The following is a 16802-nucleotide window of genomic DNA, read 5'->3' on the forward strand; positions in this document are numbered from 1 at the left end:
CGGACCCTCCCTGACGGGCCGGTCCGAAAACGAGGGAAAACCCTCCGCGCCGAAAGAGGAGATGAGACGATGACGGCAATCGCTTCCAGTCTGTCGCTCGCGCCCGAAGGCAACCTGACGCGCTACCTTCAGGACATCCGCAAGTTTCCCATGCTTCCGCCGGAGGAAGAGTACCTCCTGGCCAAGCGCTTCCGCGAACACGGCGACCTGCCCTCGGCCAACAAGCTGGTGACCAGCCACCTGCGCCTGGTGGCCAAGATCGCCATGGGCTATCGCGGCTACGGCCTGCCGCTGGGCGAGCTGATCAGCGAGGGCAATGTCGGCATGATGCAGGCGGTGCGCCGCTTCGATCCCGACCGCGGCTTCCGCCTTGCCACCTACGCCATGTGGTGGATCAGGGCGGCCATCCAGGAATACATCCTGCATTCCTGGTCCCTGGTGAAGATGGGCACCACCGCCGCCCAGAAGAAGCTGTTCTTCAACCTGCGCAAGCTCAAGGGCCAGATGCAGGCCATCGAGGAAGGCGACATGTCCGCCGAGAACGTGGCCAAGATCGCCACCAAGCTGGACGTCACCGAGGACGAGGTCATCACCATGAACCGGCGGCTGTCCAGCCCCGACCACTCGCTGAACGCGCCGGTGCGCGCCGAGGGAGAGGGGGAATGGCAGGACTGGCTGGTGGACGACCACGAGGACCAGGAGACCGAACTGGGCGAACGCGAGGAACTTGGCCAGCGCCGGGGCATGCTGACCAGTGCGCTGGCGGCGCTCAACGACCGCGAGCGGGCCATCCTGATCCAGCGCCGCCTGACCGAGGACCCCGCCACCCTGGAGGATCTGTCCCAGCGCTACGGCATCTCGCGCGAGCGGGTCCGTCAGATCGAGGTCCGCGCCTTCGAGAAGCTGCAGAAGTCGGTGAAGTCCGCCTCCGCCCAGGCCGAAGCCCAGAACCGGGCGTAACGCCCCTCATGGACGACGAAAACAGCCTCCGGCCCATGGTCGGGGGCTTTTTCTTATGCGGAAAGGGCGAATATTCCCGGGCGTCGCCTCAGCCCTTCTTGGCGACCTCGTCGCCCCATTCCTCGATCAGCTTCTTCTGCGCCGCCTTGAGGTTGTTGACCCGGCGCTGGCTGCTGGCGGAGAGGTAGCTGGCCACCATGGGCGGCATGGCGGCATAGATACCCCAACCGATGGCCGAGCAGCCGTAGGCGGTCATCAGCATGATGGGATCGGTCAGCATGCGGAAGGCTTCGTCCAGGGTGTGGACGCCGAACCACAGGGTGAACAGGTAGGGGAACACGCCGGCGAAGTTGAGGCCGCCGACGCATAGGAAGGCGTATTTGTTGGGCCCCTTTTCGGTCGCCCATGAAGCCAGGGTCGGCAGCATGCCGAAGCCGACCAGCACCACGGTGGGCAGCGAGAACGGCACCAGGGCGGCCAGAACCATCAGGACCACGCCCCGGTTGATGCCCGCCGGTGCGCCGCCGCCCTTTTTGGCCGCCGCCGCCGCCCGCGCCCGATCCACTGCCGATATCTTCTTGGCCATGGGGCGAAGCATGGCACCACCGCCCGCCGATGGCAATGCGGCAGGCGCGGGAGCTCAGGCCGATCCCGCTAAAAAACCGCCGAGATCACCACCACCGAGGCGGTGATCATGGCGACGATGATGCCGGAAACCGCCGCGGTCTGGCGGCCGATCTTGTCGGCTTCCGCCGCGCGTTCCTCGGTCTCGGTGATGATGTGCTTGATCTCTTCCTCGGCGGCGGCGTACTGGGCCTGGGCGAAGGTGAATTCCTGCTCGTCACGCACCCGCTCCTCGGAATTTTCCAGCAGGTTGTAGATCTCCACCACCGAGCCCTTGCGCACCAGCCGGGGGATCTCCTTTTCCAGCTCCTTGCGCTTTTCCCGCCCGTGGAAGCCCTGGACGATGGGGGCGATCATGGCGCCGACCCAGGCGGCCAGGCCCGGCAGGGATTCCGGCCCCAGGCGGTATTGCAGCACGGCGAACAGGTTGAGCGCCCCCATCATGGCGACGCCCTGATTGGAATCGCTCAGCGCCGTAAGGTTGCGGTCGATGTCCGAGCGCATGCGGGCGCCAAGAAAGGCGGCGATATGGCGGTCGACGGGGATCTGCTTGCCGTCGGCGCGCTTGGAGGCGGCGGCATTCAGCGCCGGCAGCAACTCCTTGACCTCGACCACGTATTCCTCGCCCAGCAGCAAGCTCTGGCAGGGCAGGGCGTCATTCAACTCGTACAGGCAGCGTTCCAGCCCATAGCCCATGCCGGTCTGCGACAGGTACGAGCGCAGTTCCTTGAAATTGGATTCCATCAGCGAGTTGTCGGGCTGGTACTCGCCGCGCATCTCGAACCACAGGCGCGGCACCTCGCGCAGGATGATTTCGGTCAGCAGCCGGGTATCGCCCCGGCTGGCCATCACCGCCGCCAGGGCCGAGCCGAAGCCGTCGGGCATGGCGTTGAAGCCCTTGTAGCGGATGGGGGCGGCCTGATCCAACAGGATCAGAACCTTGCACAGCATCAGGTCGGTGGAGCTTTTCTTGTCGGTGGAGGAGTTGAGCGCCATGCGCACCACCTCGGCCACCACGTTGGCCTTGTCCTTGTCCTCGACGGCGCGGCGCAGCCACAGCTCCAGCTTGCCCTCGACCACCGGCGGGATAGCCTGGTCCCAGTTCCTGGACATGGCCTGGGACAGTTCGCGGCCGTTGAAGTATTCCTTGCCCATGAACGGGAAGCCGCGCGCCGCCCGCTTCTCGCCCCGGGGCTGCAGCGGCGACATGCGCCGCCCCGACAGCCACAGGTCCAGGTCCTCGGCATCCCAGCGCTGGCTGCCGTCGTCGCACAGCAGGCCGCGCAGCAATTCGATCATCGGCAGCGGCAGGCGCTCGTCGCCGATCAGCATGTTGTAGCTGCCCTGCTGGATCTTCATGCCCAGGATGGCGTCGTCGGACAGCCCCACCACCGGATTGCGCCCGAGAATCAGGAAGGCGATGGTGACGCCCAGGGAATAGAAATCCTCGGTATGGTCGCCGCTGCCCCGGGCGATGGGGGTGCACATGCCCGATTCGACGGTCTCGAACAGGACGGACTGGTCGAAGGCCGGCGGGGCGCAGACACAATCGCCGAAGGCCAGGCGCTCGCCATTGCCGTCGGCGTAGAACAGGTTGGTCGGCCGGATGGAACGGTGGGGGACGCCGCGCGAATCCATTTCCTTCAGGGCGGCGGTCAGCGGCTCGATCACCCGCTTGGTGATCTGGTACTCGTCGATGCGCGGCACGTCCGAGCGCATGCTGGTCATCACCCGGTCGCCGCCCGGGCGCTCGTAGACCACGGTCATGCACTGGCGGCCGGCCGGCGGCCAGTTCATGGGTCCCCACTCCACCAATTGCATCAGGCCCGGCGTGGAGACGCCCTTCAGGGCCCGCATGGCGTTGACGCGGGGCGGCAGTTCCGGCTTGCAGATCAGGCCGAACAGGGCGCGGTTGGGATCGCGCTTGTCCTCGGCGACGAAGGCGTCGGCCGAGGGGGTGGACAGTTCGGGCAGCGGCTGGCTGGAACGGATGGTATAGCGGTCGCGCAGCACCCCGGGTGGGCCGGTCTGCTTGACCACCTCCACCTTGACGTCACCGCCATCGCCGTCCTCGGCCGGATCGAGTTCGACCTCGGCCTCGTCGATTTCCGACATCTGCCCCTTCCATGGGCCGGCCCCGTTTGGAGGCCGGACTGTTTCTCAGTCTAAAGGCGGAAAGGCCGTCCTACAATCAACTCGCTTCGAAAGCGCGGGGAACTCGCCGCGAAATTACGTGGCGAAGGGATCGTGCACCAGGATGCTGTCCTCGCGCTCGGGGCTGGTGGACAGCAGGGCCACCGGCGCCTCGATCAGTTCCTCGATGCGGCGGATATACTTGATGGCGGTGGCCGGCAGGTCCTTCCAGGTGCGCACGCCACGGGTGCTTTCCGACCAGCCGGGCATCACCTCGAAGATGGGTTCCACCTCGGCCTGACCGGTCATGGAGGCGGGGAAGTGCGAGATCACCTTGCCGTCCAGCTTGTAGCCGGTGCAGATCTTCAGTTCCTCGAAGCCGTCCAGCACGTCCAGCTTGGTCAGGGCGATGCCGGTGATGCCGCCCACCTTGACCGCCTGGCGCACCATGACGGCATCGAACCAGCCGCAGCGGCGCGGGCGGCCGGTTACGGTGCCGAATTCGTGGCCACGCTCGCCGATGCGCTTGCCGATCTCGTCGAACAGCTCGGTGGGGAACGGCCCCTCGCCCACCCGGGTGGTGTAGGCCTTGCAGATGCCCAGCACGTAGCCCACCTGCCCCGGACCGACGCCCGAGCCGGTGCCGGCATTGCCCGACACGGTGTTGGACGAGGTCACGTAGGGATAGGTGCCGTGGTCCACGTCGAGCATCGCTCCTTGCGCGCCCTCGAACAGCACGCGCTTCCTGGTATGGCGCACCTCGTCCAGGTGCTGCCAGACCACGTCGGCGAAGGGCAGGATCTTGGGGGCGACGTCCAGCAGCTTGGCCAGCAGTTCGGCGCCATCCACCTCGGCGGCCCCCAGGCCGCGCAGCAGGGCGTTGTGGTGGCGCAGCAGGGTCTCGATCTTGGCCTTCAGCACCTTGGTGTCGGCCAGATCGCAGACGCGGATGGCGCGGCGGCCCACCCGGTCCTCGTAGGCCGGGCCGATGCCGCGCCCGGTGGTGCCGATCTTGGCGGTGCCACTGGCCTCTTCCCGCGCCTTGTCCAGATGGGCGTGCAGCGGCAGGATCAGGCAGGCGTTCTCGGCGATCTTCAGCACCTCGGGGGTGATGTCGACGCCCTGGGCGCGGATGCGTTCGATCTCGGCCAGCAAGGCCCAGGGATCGATCACCACGCCGTTGCCGATGATGGAAAGCTTGCCGCGCACCACGCCGGACGGCAGCAGCGACAGCTTGTAGGTCACGCCGTTGATGACCAGGGTATGACCGGCATTATGGCCGCCCTGGAAACGCACCACCACGTCGGCGCGCTCGGAAAGCCAATCGACGACCTTGCCCTTGCCCTCGTCGCCCCACTGGGCGCCGACCACAGCCACGTTCGCCATTACTCGTCCCCTAACCTAATTCCACATCGACGATACCGTCGGAGCCCAGGCGATGCCTGCAGCCCTGACGTCTTGCTTCAACCAGCGGGTCGGCGGCGGGGTCCAGCCCCGACACCGTCACCCAGCCCTGGGCGCGGAACGCCTGGGCCCAGGCCCGGGGCGTCCCCGCCGGAACGAACAGCCGCTTTGCCGGTTTTGGTCCGGGAAGAGCGGCAAGAACCGAATCCATGAACAGCGTGGCGCCGGTGGCCGGCTCGCCGCCGCCCTGGTAGCGCCCGCCCCGACCCAGCTCGGCGCCGATATTGCGGGCGAACAGGGTGAAGCTGAGGCCGGTATGGTACTCGAAGCCCCGGTTTTCCACGGGATCGACGGTCAGCGTCAGGCTGGGCAGATCGGCGGCGGCCAGTTCCACCACCCGGCCCAGCCGCTCGCGCTCGGCGGCGGCGGCGGGCGGCAGGTCCAGGGCCCGCAGTTCGGCCAGGGCGCGCCCGGCCGGCCCGGCGGCGGCGATCAGCGCCTGCAGCAGCGGTGCGGCCGCCCCGCCCAGGGCGGCGACCATGGCGGAATCCTTGTGGTCGAGGGCGGCGCGCAAGCGCTCAGCCGTCTCGCCAACGATGCTATAGGCGGCGAATACCGCCGGCACCAGGGTGGGCAGGGCCAGATCGGCGGATACCCCGGGCACGCCCTGATCGATCAGCGCCTCGGCGGTCATCACCAGCACCTCGGCGTCGGCGGTGGCGGCGTCCGAGCCGATCAGCTCGATGCCGGCCTGGCCGAACTGGCGCTCAGGGCGCAGCTGGCTGCCCTTGACGCGCAGCACCTGCCCGGCATAGGACAGGCGCAGCGGCCGGGGCTGGGCCCCCAGACGGGTGGCGGCGATACGGTCCACCTGCGGCGTCATGTCGGCGCGCAGGCCCATCATCTTCTGGCTCATGGGGTCCATGACCCGGAAGGTCTGGGACGAGGTTCCGCCGCCGGCGCCGTCCAGCAGGCTTTCCTCGAATTCGATCAGCGGCGGCTTGACCCGGTCATAGCCATGACGGGCGAAAAGACTCATCAGGCTGTGGACGACGGAAGCTTCGAACTCCGCGTCGGGGGGCAGCATGTCGCGCAGGCCGGCGGGCAGCAGGGCCCGATTGGCGGACTCGGTCATCTGTGATGTCGCAACCTGGAAAAAAGGGAGGGCACCCGAGGGGCGCCCGCCCGGTTATCTGGCATCTGCCGATGTATCGCGTTTGGCCCCCAGGGGCAAACACAATTGCGGATGACGGGCCTTAAAAGCGACGCCGGTCCCCCAGATCGTTCAGACACTTCATCACGCCGACCGAGGCTTCCGCCGCCCGGGTGATGGCGGCCAGCGCCCCGTCCAGGTCGCCGGCCCTGAAGGCACGGGCGGCATCGATGCCGTGACGGTGAACCTCGCGGTGGGGCGCCTCCAGCGCGGCATAGGCGGGATGGCGCAGGATGGTCTCATCCGACAGGGTGGCGCACCACTTGCCCAGACGGCACTTGGTGTGGTCGGCCAGATCGTCGGGATTGAGCACCTCGCGCCCCACCACCATGTCGGCCAGGCGCTTGCGCCACAGCATGTGATCCGACTTGGCCACCTGCAGGGTGAAGTCCTCGATGTCCAGCGCCGCCATCTCGTTGAGGGCGGCGATGATGCCCTTGGAAGCGCCGTCCATCTCGTCCACCACGTCGTTGATGGTGGCGACGTTGCGGGCCGACAGGGTGGCGATGGCGCCGACCCCCGACGACACCTCGGCCGAGGCGGCGGTCTGCTGGTTGAGGATGCCGGCGATTTCGGCCATCTTCACCGAGACGCTGCGGACCTGATCGGTCAGGCGGCTCATCCCCGCGCTGGTGGCGTTGATCACGCCCTCGCCGTGCTCGACGGCGCTGGCGCCGTCCTGCATGGTGCGGACGATCTCGCCCATCTCGACGCGCAGATTCTCGATGCGCGAGCGGATGTCCACGGTGGCGCGCGCCGTCTGGTTGGCCAGGTTCTTGACCTCGTTGGCCACGACCGCAAAACCTTTTCCGGCCTCGCCGGCCCGCGCCGCCTCGATGGTGGCGTTGAGCGCCAGCAGATTGGTCTGGCTGGCGATATCCTCGATCTGGTTGACGATATCGCCGATCTGCACCGAGGCCTGGGCCAGGGAATCCACCTTGCCGGCGGCGGCCTGCACCGCCTGGGCGATGGCCCGCATGGCGCCGATGGCCTGGTCGGCGGCGCCGTGGCTTTCCACCGCCACCTCCTGGGCCGAACTGGCGTCGTCGGCGGCGGCATGGGAGGTGCGGGCGATCTCGGCGACGCTGGCCACCAGTTCCTCGGCGGCGGCGGCGATGGCCTGGGCGCGGCGATCCACCTCGCTGACGTCGCGCATCATGCCGGCCGCCCTGGTCACCGCCTCGTTGACGTTGACCGACAGGCCGACGTCCAGCTTCAGGTTGGACTGGGCCTGGGCTTCCAGCTTGGCCGCCAGGGCCTTGATCCTGGAGGTCACCGGGCAGGTCCCCGCCGGAACGGAATGGTACTTGCCGGCCATGACCAGATCGAGAGCCGCCTCGATTCCGGCCATCCGGGCGGCCGCCTCCGTACTGTCGTTGACGGCCTCAGCCGCACGCATCTCGACCGCGGCGCCGCTCTTGCCACCGAAAATCCACGCCATGCGTCCCCCCGCTCGCCGTCCCTAAGGTCTTAGCCCTATGTATAATCACGTAACGAAAGCTGATGGAATATGACCAATGTATTACATAACTTTCCCTTGCATGATTATGGCGGGAAATCCTTGCCAAAATGGTAAGGGCCGCGGCGTTGCCGCCGCGGCCCTTTTCCATCGATGGCTGCCCTGATCAGGCGAAGGTCAGGAACTTGGCCTGCACCACCTGGGGCAGGGCCCGGACCTTTTCCAGCAGGTCGGCGGAGACCGGCTGGTCCACCTGGGTCAGCAGGATGGCGTCGCCGCCCGACTCGGACCGGCCGAGGTGGAAGGTGGCGATGTTGACGCCGTTGGCACCCAGCAGGGTACCGAGCGCGCCGATGAAGCCCGGCTTGTCCTGGTTGGTGACGTAGAGCATGTTCTGGCCCAGTTCGGCCTCGATGGAGATGCCCTTGATCTCCACCACGCGGGCCTTGTCGCCGCCGAACAGGGTGCCGGCCACCGAGCGCTCGCGCTTGTCGGTGGTGACGGTCAGGCGCACCAGGGTGTGGTAGTCGCCCTCGCTCTCGGACTTGGTCTCGGTGACCTTGATGTTGCGTTCCTTGGCCACCACCGGGGCATTGACCATGTTGACCGCCTCGTTCATGGGCTTCAACAGCCCCTCGAGAACCATGGCGGTCAGCGGCTTGGTGTTGAGCGAGGCCACGTGGCCAAGATACTCGATCTTGACGTCCTTGATGCCGGTCTCGGTCAGCTGGCCGGCGAAGCTGCCGATCTGGTTGGCGAGCGTCATGTAGGGGCGCAGCTTGGGCGCGTCCTCGGCCGACACCGACGGGATGTTCAGCGCGTTGGTCACGGCGCCGGTCAGCAGATAGTCGGCCATCTGCTCGGCCACCTGCAGGGCGACGTTCTCCTGGGCTTCCGAGGTGGAAGCGCCCAGATGGGGGGTACAGACCACCTTGGGATTGCCGAACAGGGCGTTTTCCTTGGCCGGCTCGGTCTTGAACACGTCGAGAGCGGCACCGGCCACCTGGCCGGATTCCAGGGCCGCCAGCAGGTCTTCCTCGACCACCAGGCCGCCGCGGGCGCAATTGACGATGCGCACACCCTTCTTCATCCTGGCCATGGCCTTGGCGTCGATGATGTTGCGGGTGGCGTCGGTGAGCGGGGTGTGAAGCGTGATGAAGTCGGCGCGAGGAAACAGTTCGTCCAGTTCCACCTTCTCGACGTTCAGTTCCTTGGCGCGCTCCACCGACAGGAAGGGGTCATAGGCGATGACGCGCATGCGCAGCCCCTGGGCGCGGTCGGCGACGATGGCGCCGATATTGCCGCAGCCGACGATGCCCAGCACCTTGCCGGTCAGCTCGACGCCCATGAAGCGGTTCTTCTCCCACTTGCCGGCGTGGGTGCTGGCATCGGCCTGGGGAATCTCGCGGGCCAGGGCGAACATCATGGCGATGGCGTGCTCGGCGGTGGTGATGGAATTGCCGAAGGGGGTGTTCATCACCACGATGCCGCGGCCGGTGGCGGCGGGCACGTCCACGTTGTCGACGCCGATACCGGCGCGGCCGACAACCTTGAGGTTGGTGGCGGCGGCCAGGATCTCGGTGGTGACCTTGGTGTTGGAGCGGATGGCCAAGCCGTCGTACTGGCCGATGATGGCCTTCAGCTCGTCGGGGGCGAGGCCGGTCTTCACGTCGGTTTCGATGCCGCGATCCTTGAAGATCTGAACGGCGGCGGGGCTCAACTTGTCGCTGATGAGAACCTTGGGCATCTGGACTTCCTCACATGGAGTTCGGGCGCCGCCTTTGGAAAGGCGGCGCCCGGTTCACGGTGTTTCTGGTTTAGGAAACCTTGGGCTCGAACTCGGCCTTGACCTGGGCGAAGGCCCAGTCGAGCCAGGGCAGGAGCTTTTCGACGTCGGCGGTTTCCACCGTGGCGCCGCCCCAGACCCGCAGGCCGGCGGGAGCGTCGCGATAGGCGCCGATGTCGTAGGCCACTCCTTCCTTGTCGAGCAGGGTGACGATCTTCTTGGCCGCCGCCGCCTGGTCGTCGGCGGACAAGCGGGCGAAGAACGCCGCCTTGACGATCATGCAGATGGAGGTGCACGAACGGATCTTGGCGTCGTCGGCCAGGTTGGCGGCCCAGTCGGACTTGTCCAGCCAGGACTGCACGGCCTTGAGGTTGGCTTCCGAGCGGGCGATCAGGGCCTTGAGGCCGCCGATGGACTCGGCCCACTTCAGGGCGTCGATCTGGTCTTCCACGGCGATCATCGAGGGCGTGTTGATGGTCTCGCCCTTGAAGATGCCTTCGATCAGCTTGCCGCCCTTGGTCATGCGGAAGATCTTGGGCAGCGGCCAGGACGGCTTGTAGCTCTCGAGGCGCTCGACGGCGCGGGGGCTAAGCACCAGCATGCCGTGGGCGCCTTCGCCGCCCAGCACCTTCTGCCAGGACCAGGTGACCACGTCCAGCTTGTCCCAGGGCATGTCCATGGCGAACACCGCCGAGGTGGCGTCGCAAATGGTCAGGCCCTTGCGGTCGGACTTGATCCAGTCGCCGTTGGGGACGCGGACGCCGCCGGTGGTGCCGTTCCAGGTGAACACCACGTCGCGGTCGCAATCCACCTCGGCCAGATTGGGCAGCGTGCCGTAGGGCGCCTTGAAGACGCGTGTATCCTCGATCTTCAGCTGCTTGGTGATGTCGGTCACCCAGCCCTCGCCGAAGCTTTCCCAGGCCAGGGCGTCGATGCCCCGCGCGCCCAGGAGCGACCACATGGCCATCTCGACGGCGCCGGTATCGGAAGCCGGGACGATGCCGATGCGGTAATCGGCGGGAATGCCCAGCACGGAACGGGTGCGGTTGATCAGCTCTTCCAGCTTGGTCTTGCCGATCTTGGCGCGGTGCGACCGGCCGACCGGCGTGTCCTTGAGCGCGTCGACCGTCCAACCGGGTCGCTTGGCACAGGGGCCGGAAGAGAAATTGGGATTGGCGGGCTTGGCAGCCGGCTTGGAAATATCGGTCATAATCAGGTAACCCTCCCTCGCAGAAGGGACGCGGCCCGTTGGGGGACCGTGGCCCGGGCGGAGTGTATGAGGGCGAAGGGGGATTCGCAACGAAGCATTTGAAGCTGGCGCGGATTTCACGCCGCTTGCTATCCTCGCGGCCATGACCAGCCCCTTCGACGCCGCCGCCGCCCTTAACGCCATGACTTCCGCCAAATCGGGGGGCGGCACCTCACCCATCCGCGATGCCTCGTTCGAGGCGGTGCGCACCCTGACGGGGGCCGCCTTGCGCAAGGGACCCGACGCCGTCATCGCGGCGGTGGCCGACGCCCAGGCCTATGCCGAGGGGCTGTGGTCCTCGGTGCGCGCCACCCCGGCCTTCGCCCTGGGCACCAGGCCGGCCGGCTGTGCCAAGGGCTGCGGCTGGTGCTGTCACCAACGGGTGGGCGCCACGGTGACCGAGGTGCTCTACATCGCCCGATCCCTGCGCCACCGTCCCGATGGAGCGCCGCTGGTCGAGCGCCTGAAATCCTGGAATTCCGGGCGGCCCTGCGTCTTCCTGGTGGACAATGCCTGCGCCATCTACGACGTTCGGCCGTTCAAATGCCGCGGCCTCTACCACATGGACGCGCGCTGGTGCATGGGCGCCTATGCCAAGCTGGACGCGCCGCTGTTCGGCCCGCCTCCCAGCCCCGACCACCAGATGCCGCCCAAGGACGTGTTCGACGGGGCGGTATTCGGCCTGGCCCATCCCCTGCACATGGCGGGGCATGACTGTCCCGGCGTGGATTTCGTCCCCGCCTGAAGGCCGTCATCGACCGCCCCGACGCGGTCCAGGCGTGGTGGCGGGACGAGGCCGTGTTCCCGGCCGAGGTCCGCCTGCACGACTGGTTCCCGCCGGTAGAGCGGGCCAAGCCTGCTAAGAAGCGCCGCTGACCGTGTGCCCGTGGTTGAGGGGACCGTGGCCGCCGCCCAGACCCGGCGCGGTCTCGATGGCCTTGACCAGATAGGCCCTGGCCCGCTCCACCGCATCGCTTAGGGCCATGCCCTGGGCCAGCCCGGCGGCGATGGAGGACGCCAGGGTGCAGCCGGTACCGTGGGTCGAGCGGGTGGCGATGCGCCGCCCCACATAGCGCCGCAGCCCGCCGCCGGCCTCGACCAGCACATCCACCAAATCGTCGCCCTCCAGATGCCCGCCCTTGAGCAGCACGGCTTTGGGCCCCAGGGCCAGCAGGTCGAGCACCGCCCGCTCCATGTCGGCCACGCCGGCGATGGGGCGGCCCAGCAACACCTCGGCCTCGGGAATGTTGGGGGTCAGCAGGCGGGCACGCGGCACCAGCAGCGCCACCAGCGCTCCGGCGGCGCTGTCGGCCAGCAGGGCGGCGCCGCCCTTGGCCACCATCACCGGGTCGAGCACCAGCGGCACCCCGGGCGCCAGCGCCGCCAGCCCCTCGGCCACCGCCTGGACGATGGCGGCCGAGGCCAGCATGCCGGTCTTGATGCAATCGGCGCCGATATCGCTTAAGACCGCCTCCATCTGGGCCCGCACGAAGGCCGGCGGCACCTCGTGGATGCCAGTCACCCCATGGGTGTTCTGGGCGGTGAGCGCCGTCACCGCCGTGGCGGCGAAGCCCCCCAGGCAGGTCACCGCCTTGATATCGGCCTGGATACCGGCCCCGCCGCCCGAATCCGACCCGGCGACGATCAGAACTCTTCCTCGCATGGCGACTCTCCATTTCAATCGAGAGATTTAATGCTTTTGACCCATTTTTAATGTGGGCATCCATATGCTGCATCTGGGTGACATTTTGTAGCAGCCTGCAATATCCGGTGTTCACCCTCTTGTGCACCGCAATATGGCTGCGTATATTTCCCTATACGAAAGCATCGCCACACATCCCACGAGGCACGTCATGCAGTACAGATGGGAAGAGATCGATCAGCTTGCCGAGATTCTCGAGGCGGAAGTCGCCGGCCATCCGGTGGACACCGACCGCGCCCGCGAATTGGCCGAGCGCCTGGTCCGGCTGTGCCCGGACATCGCCAAGACCATGAACCGGGTGGTGGAGCGCTTCGCTCCCGAGGCCGCCACGGCGGCGGCCTGAAACCCAAGAGACCGGCAAGGGGGCAGAAGCCCCCTTTTTCGTCTGCTCAGCCCGCCACCCGGCGGATGGTTTCCACGATGCCGTCGACGGTGGCCTCGACCAGGGTCTCGTCCTCGCCTTCGGCCATCACCCGGATCAGCGGCTCGGTCCCCGACTTCCTGATCAGCAGGCGGCCCTGGCCCGCCAGCCTGGCCTCGGCGTCCCGAATGGCGGTCTCGACCGCCGGAGCGGCCAGCACCTCGGCCACCGAGCCCTTGGCCACCCGCACATTCTTCAGCACCTGGGGCAGCGGCGTGAACAGCCGCAGCATCTCGCTGGCCGGCCGGCCCGACTGGACCAGGGCCGCCAGCACCTGCAGCCCGGCCACCAGACCGTCGCCGGTGGTGGAATGGTCGGACAGGATGATGTGGCCCGATTGCTCGCCGCCGACGTTGAAGCCCTCGCGGCGCATGTGCTCCAGCACATAACGATCACCAACCGCCGTGCGGATGGTCTTCAGCCCCCGCTGATCCAGGAAGCGCTCGAGACCCAGGTTGGACATCACGGTGGCGACGATGCCGCCGCCCCGCAACTGACCCGAGCGGTGCCACAGATCGCCGATCAGCGCCATCAGCTGGTCGCCGTCGATCATGTGCCCCTGCTCGTCGCACAGCACCACCCGGTCGGCGTCGCCGTCCAGCGCGATGCCCAGATGGGCGCCGTGGGCCACCACCTGCTCGCGCATGGTCTCGGTGTGCAGCGAGCCGCAAGCCTTGTTGATGTTGAAGCCGTCGGGAGTGACCGCCACCGGGATCACCTCGGCCCCCAGCTCCCACAGCACGGTGGGGGCCACCTTGTAGGCGGCGCCGTTGGCGCAATCGACCACGATCTTCAGGCCGTCCAGGCGCAGGCCGCGCGGGAAGGTGTACTTGGCGTATTCGATGTAGCGGCCCACCGCGTCGTCCAGGCGCTTGGCCCGGCCCAGATGGTCCGAGCCCACCCGGTAGGAGTCCAGGCCGTTGAACATGGAGGCTTCGATGGTCAGCTCATCCTCGTCGGAGAGCTTGAACCCGTCAGGGCCGAACAGCTTGATGCCGTTGTCCTGATAGGGATTGTGCGACGCCGAGATCATCACGCCGAGATCGGCGCGCATGGACCGCGTCAGCATGGCCACGGCGGGGGTGGGCAGCGGGCCGAGCAGCACCACGTCCATGCCCACCGAGATGAACCCCGCGGTCAGCGCCGGCTCGATCAGATAGCCCGACAGGCGGGTATCCTTGCCGATCACCACAACGTGGCGATGGTCGCCGCGGGTGAAATGCCTTCCCGCCGCCATGCCCAGCTTCATGGCCGTCTCGGCGGTCATGGGGTCGGTATTGGCGGTGCCCCTGATCCCGTCGGTGCCGAACAGCTTGCGCGTCATCGGTGTTCCGTTTCCCTCTGCCCGAAAGAGGGATTGGATAGCAGGACGGCGGCAGGAGGGGAAGGGGAAAGGCTTGATACACTTCCATACAATCCTGCGACACCCCCGACATACGGGCGTTACCGCCCTGCCCTAGCTTTCGCCGGTCAATCATATCGGCCGAGAGGGCATCATGACGTGTTTCGAAACCGCGCTGCGCCGCTACGCCACCCCAGGAACCGCCATCCTGTCGGTGGTGGTGGGGATCACCGGGGTGATCCTGTTCTTCCATCTGGCCAAAGGACCGGTCGAGGCCATCCATGAATGGCTGGGCATGGCCTTCGCCGCGGTGGCGGTCCTGCATGTGGTTCGCCATCGCGGCTCGTTCGCCCAGATGCTGCGCCAGCGCCACATGCAGGTGCTGGCCGGCGTCACCGTCCTGGGGATCGCCGCCTTCGTCGCCCTGGTGCCGCCCAAGCCGCCGGGCAATCCATTGATCCGTCTGGCACGGGCGGCGGAGCGGGCACCCATCGCCCAACTGGCGCCGGTGATCGGCAGCAGTACCGACGAGGTGCTGGCCCGCCTGAAGCGAGCGGGTATCACGGCCGAACCGGGCGACACGGTGGCCACCCTGGCCTCTGTCCACCACAGGCAGCCGGGCGAGTTGTTTGCATCCATCCTGCCGCCACCATCGAGATAGACGGGGAAACAGGTCGAACGAGTCGCACGGATATCTGCCAATGCCGCGTTCAGCCAATCGGGAAGGGGGCATCGCAAAGATGCCCCCTCAACCTCGCCATTCAGAAATTCGCCCGAATGCTGATACCAATGGACATATCGATTGATGCCGGAGAAACGGAATCGGCCCTGCCAGCAGCAAAACTGCACAGGATATGTTGCGGCCCCTTGAATTTTGCCGTGTCCCAATCAATGCACAACAATCCACCAGTTATCATTTCCTCCCATCCCGCAATGCTTGAATTGCTTTTGGAGCCAAGTAAGATCTGACTCTTTACTTCAGCAAGTTTGTCAGCAACAAGCTGGGCAAGACCTTTTGACACCTCTCCAAGGAAAAACCGGGCAGCTTCTTCCGGAGTCTGCGCAACATTCATGTTCGTCTGGAGATTACTGACTTCAATACCCATCACGACCTCCCTCTGACGCTCTGAAACTTCCAAGACCAGCCGGCCACAGACACTTAAAAGATGAGCGAAACGCTATCTTCTATTTATGAATAAGGTCAGCAGACGGTATATCTACAATACTATTGGCGTAAAATCAATAAGATCATATCCTATTGATTGCATGCAATGCGGTCATGTCTCTTTTCAACAATCAGCCCGCACCGCTGTCCAGACAGCCAGCGCCTGCGCCGTCTCCGCCACGTCATGGACTCGCAGGATGTGCATTCCGGCACCCAGCCCCGCCAGGTTGGCGGCCAATGTCCCGGGCAGGCGGGCCGAAGCCGCCTCGCCCTTGCTGAGGCGCGCCACGAAGCTCTTGCGGGAAACGCCCAGCAGCAGCGGCAGGCCGAGGCCGTGCAGCAGGGCCAGGGAGCCCAGCACCTGGGCGCAATGCTCCGGCGTCTTGCCGAAGCCGATACCGGGGTCGAGACAGATCCTGTCGCGAGGAATACCGGCCGCCTCGCAGTCGCGCACCCGCCCGGCCAGATGGTCGAAGACGTCCAGGGGGGCGCAGGCATAGGCCGGTGCGGCCTGCATGGTCCGCGGGTCGTCGCCCTGCATGTGCATCAGGCAGAGATCGGCGCCGCTTTTCGCCGCCACTCTCAAAGACTCCGGGTCGCCCAGCAGGGCGGTGACGTCGTTGATGATCCTGGCCCCGGCCTCCACCGCCGTTCCCATCACGGCGGCATGGCGGGTGTCGATGGAGACGACGAGGCCCTTTTCGGCCAAGGCCCGCACCACCGGCAGAACGCGGCGCGCTTCCTCCTCCGGGCCGACCGGATCGGCGCCGGGCCGGGTGGATTCGCCGCCCACGTCGATGATGTCGGCGCCGGCCCCGGCCAGGGCGAGGCCGCGCGCCACGGCCGCCTCGGTCCCGAACGCCTCGCCGCCGTCGGAAAAGCTGTCGGGAGTGACGTTGACGATGCCCATCAGGCGCGGCCGGTCCAGTTCCAACCCACCCCAGGGCCGGCGCTTCGCCCCCATGCGGTGGATGATACCGGCTACCAGACGGGCGAGACGCGGGTCCTCGCCCTCGGCCCACTCCACCACCTCGGCGAAGGGAGCGACGGCCATGTCGGCTCCGTCCGCCGCCCGGCGGGTGATCACCCCCAGGGCGGTGAAGGCGGCCCAGCCGTCGGCCAGGGGCCAGGCGTTGCCCGAGATGACGGCGGCGGCGGCCTGCTCGCCCCACACCAGGCCGGCGGGCAGCAGATAGAGACCGCCCCCCGAGACATCGAAGCCCCGCGGGAGAGCGGGGCTTCGGGTGAAGGCGGAGGAGATGGTCATGTGACGCCCCCTCCCCCGCCCTCCCCCGGCGCAGCCGGGGGAGGGGGAAAAAGAAAGGCCCGAAAAGAAAGCTCCCT

Annotated in this window: 15 protein-coding genes; 4 read left to right on the forward strand and 11 right to left on the reverse strand. The window is 67.0% G+C overall.

The features are described from left to right. Positions 1–69 precede the first annotated feature (69 nt). Entirely contained in the window at positions 70–960 is an 891-nt protein-coding gene (rpoH, locus tag H261_RS12345; RefSeq protein WP_008617940.1) for an RNA polymerase sigma factor RpoH, read from the forward strand. A gap of 88 nt (positions 961–1048) precedes the next feature. Here rpoH and H261_RS12350 read toward each other — a convergent pair whose 3' ends face one another. From H261_RS12350 to H261_RS12380, 7 genes are all read right to left on the reverse strand, one after another. Beyond that, entirely contained in the window at positions 1049–1558 is a 510-nt protein-coding gene (locus H261_RS12350) for an acyl-CoA synthetase (protein WP_235062919.1), read from the reverse strand. Positions 1559–1614: 56 nt separating this feature from the next. Beyond that, positions 1615–3699 (reverse strand): serine/threonine-protein kinase, encoded by a 2085-nt coding sequence (locus H261_RS12355; RefSeq protein ID WP_008617944.1) that lies wholly within the window; start codon positions 3697–3699, stop codon positions 1615–1617. Positions 3700–3813: 114 nt separating this feature from the next. Beyond that, complete coding sequence (locus H261_RS12360; RefSeq protein ID WP_008617946.1) at positions 3814–5103, reverse strand: adenylosuccinate synthase; 1290 nt, start codon at positions 5101–5103, stop codon at positions 3814–3816. Between the two features lie 10 nt (positions 5104–5113). Beyond that, complete coding sequence (locus tag H261_RS12365; protein WP_008617949.1) at positions 5114–6256, reverse strand: ATP phosphoribosyltransferase regulatory subunit; 1143 nt, start codon at positions 6254–6256, stop codon at positions 5114–5116. Positions 6257–6377: 121 nt separating this feature from the next. Continuing rightward, positions 6378–7775 carry a methyl-accepting chemotaxis protein gene (locus H261_RS12370; protein WP_008617958.1) on the reverse strand — a complete coding sequence of 466 codons (1398 nt, stop codon included), beginning with the start codon at positions 7773–7775 and terminating at the stop codon, positions 6378–6380. Between the two features lie 184 nt (positions 7776–7959). Beyond that, a complete protein-coding gene (serA, locus tag H261_RS12375; protein WP_008617960.1) occupies positions 7960–9540 on the reverse strand; it encodes a phosphoglycerate dehydrogenase in 1581 nt (526 codons plus the stop codon). A 70-nt stretch (positions 9541–9610) separates the two neighbouring features. Beyond that, the gene (locus H261_RS12380; RefSeq protein ID WP_008617972.1) at positions 9611–10789 is read right to left on the reverse strand and encodes a phosphoserine transaminase; all 1179 of its coding nucleotides are present in this window, start codon (positions 10787–10789) and stop codon (positions 9611–9613) included. Positions 10790–10931: 142 nt separating this feature from the next. Between H261_RS12380 and H261_RS12385 the strand changes: the two genes are divergently transcribed. Next, complete coding sequence (locus H261_RS12385) at positions 10932–11573, forward strand: YkgJ family cysteine cluster protein (RefSeq protein ID WP_008617974.1); 642 nt, start codon at positions 10932–10934, stop codon at positions 11571–11573. A gap of 114 nt (positions 11574–11687) precedes the next feature. Here the strand turns inward: H261_RS12385 and thiD are convergent, their stop codons facing one another. Continuing rightward, entirely contained in the window at positions 11688–12491 is an 804-nt protein-coding gene (gene thiD / locus H261_RS12390) for a bifunctional hydroxymethylpyrimidine kinase/phosphomethylpyrimidine kinase (RefSeq protein WP_008617977.1), read from the reverse strand. A 190-nt stretch (positions 12492–12681) separates the two neighbouring features. On the opposite strand from thiD, the gene H261_RS12395 reads away from it, so the two are divergent. Next, the gene (locus H261_RS12395; protein WP_008617980.1) at positions 12682–12873 is read left to right on the forward strand and encodes a hypothetical protein; all 192 of its coding nucleotides are present in this window, start codon (positions 12682–12684) and stop codon (positions 12871–12873) included. A gap of 46 nt (positions 12874–12919) precedes the next feature. Here H261_RS12395 and glmM read toward each other — a convergent pair whose 3' ends face one another. Further along, positions 12920–14275 carry a phosphoglucosamine mutase gene (gene glmM, locus H261_RS12400; protein ID WP_008617982.1) on the reverse strand — a complete coding sequence of 452 codons (1356 nt, stop codon included), beginning with the start codon at positions 14273–14275 and terminating at the stop codon, positions 12920–12922. Positions 14276–14447: 172 nt separating this feature from the next. Here glmM and H261_RS12405 point away from each other — a divergent pair, with 172 nt between their 5' ends. Beyond that, positions 14448–14954: a DUF4405 domain-containing protein gene (locus H261_RS12405; protein WP_008617983.1), complete on the forward strand. Its 507-nt coding sequence runs from the start codon at positions 14448–14450 to the stop codon at positions 14952–14954. A 100-nt stretch (positions 14955–15054) separates the two neighbouring features. On the opposite strand, the gene H261_RS24835 is transcribed toward H261_RS12405, so the two are convergent. Beyond that, entirely contained in the window at positions 15055–15399 is a 345-nt protein-coding gene (locus tag H261_RS24835) for a hypothetical protein (RefSeq protein ID WP_152426842.1), read from the reverse strand. Between the two features lie 183 nt (positions 15400–15582). Then, positions 15583–16725, reverse strand: coding sequence for a dihydropteroate synthase (gene folP, locus H261_RS12410; protein WP_008617984.1), 1143 nt, complete (start codon positions 16723–16725; stop codon positions 15583–15585). Between the last annotated feature and the right edge of the window lie 77 nt (positions 16726–16802).

Origin of the sequence: Paramagnetospirillum caucaseum (genome assembly GCF_000342045.1) — a bacterium.
GTDB classification, from domain to species: domain Bacteria; phylum Pseudomonadota; class Alphaproteobacteria; order Rhodospirillales; family Magnetospirillaceae; genus Phaeospirillum; species Phaeospirillum caucaseum.

Bases quoted from the DNA above. Each gene is read 5' to 3' on its own strand.
- rpoH (WP_008617940.1), top strand. From the start codon at position 70: ATGACGGCAATCGCTTCCAGTCTGTCGCTCGCGCCCGAAGGCAACCTG.
- H261_RS12350 (WP_235062919.1), bottom strand. From the start codon at position 1,558: ATGCTTCGCCCCATGGCCAAGAAGATATCGGCAGTGGATCGGGCGCGG.
- H261_RS12355 (WP_008617944.1), bottom strand. From the start codon at position 3,699: ATGTCGGAAATCGACGAGGCCGAGGTCGAACTCGATCCGGCCGAGGAC.
- H261_RS12360 (WP_008617946.1), bottom strand. From the start codon at position 5,103: ATGGCGAACGTGGCTGTGGTCGGCGCCCAGTGGGGCGACGAGGGCAAG.
- H261_RS12365 (WP_008617949.1), bottom strand. From the start codon at position 6,256: ATGACCGAGTCCGCCAATCGGGCCCTGCTGCCCGCCGGCCTGCGCGAC.
- H261_RS12370 (WP_008617958.1), bottom strand. From the start codon at position 7,775: ATGGCGTGGATTTTCGGTGGCAAGAGCGGCGCCGCGGTCGAGATGCGT.
- serA (WP_008617960.1), bottom strand. From the start codon at position 9,540: ATGCCCAAGGTTCTCATCAGCGACAAGTTGAGCCCCGCCGCCGTTCAG.
- H261_RS12380 (WP_008617972.1), bottom strand. From the start codon at position 10,789: ATGACCGATATTTCCAAGCCGGCTGCCAAGCCCGCCAATCCCAATTTC.
- H261_RS12385 (WP_008617974.1), top strand. From the start codon at position 10,932: ATGACCAGCCCCTTCGACGCCGCCGCCGCCCTTAACGCCATGACTTCC.
- thiD (WP_008617977.1), bottom strand. From the start codon at position 12,491: ATGCGAGGAAGAGTTCTGATCGTCGCCGGGTCGGATTCGGGCGGCGGG.
- H261_RS12395 (WP_008617980.1), top strand. From the start codon at position 12,682: ATGCAGTACAGATGGGAAGAGATCGATCAGCTTGCCGAGATTCTCGAG.
- glmM (WP_008617982.1), bottom strand. From the start codon at position 14,275: ATGACGCGCAAGCTGTTCGGCACCGACGGGATCAGGGGCACCGCCAAT.
- H261_RS12405 (WP_008617983.1), top strand. From the start codon at position 14,448: ATGACGTGTTTCGAAACCGCGCTGCGCCGCTACGCCACCCCAGGAACC.
- H261_RS24835 (WP_152426842.1), bottom strand. From the start codon at position 15,399: ATGGGTATTGAAGTCAGTAATCTCCAGACGAACATGAATGTTGCGCAG.
- folP (WP_008617984.1), bottom strand. From the start codon at position 16,725: ATGACCATCTCCTCCGCCTTCACCCGAAGCCCCGCTCTCCCGCGGGGC.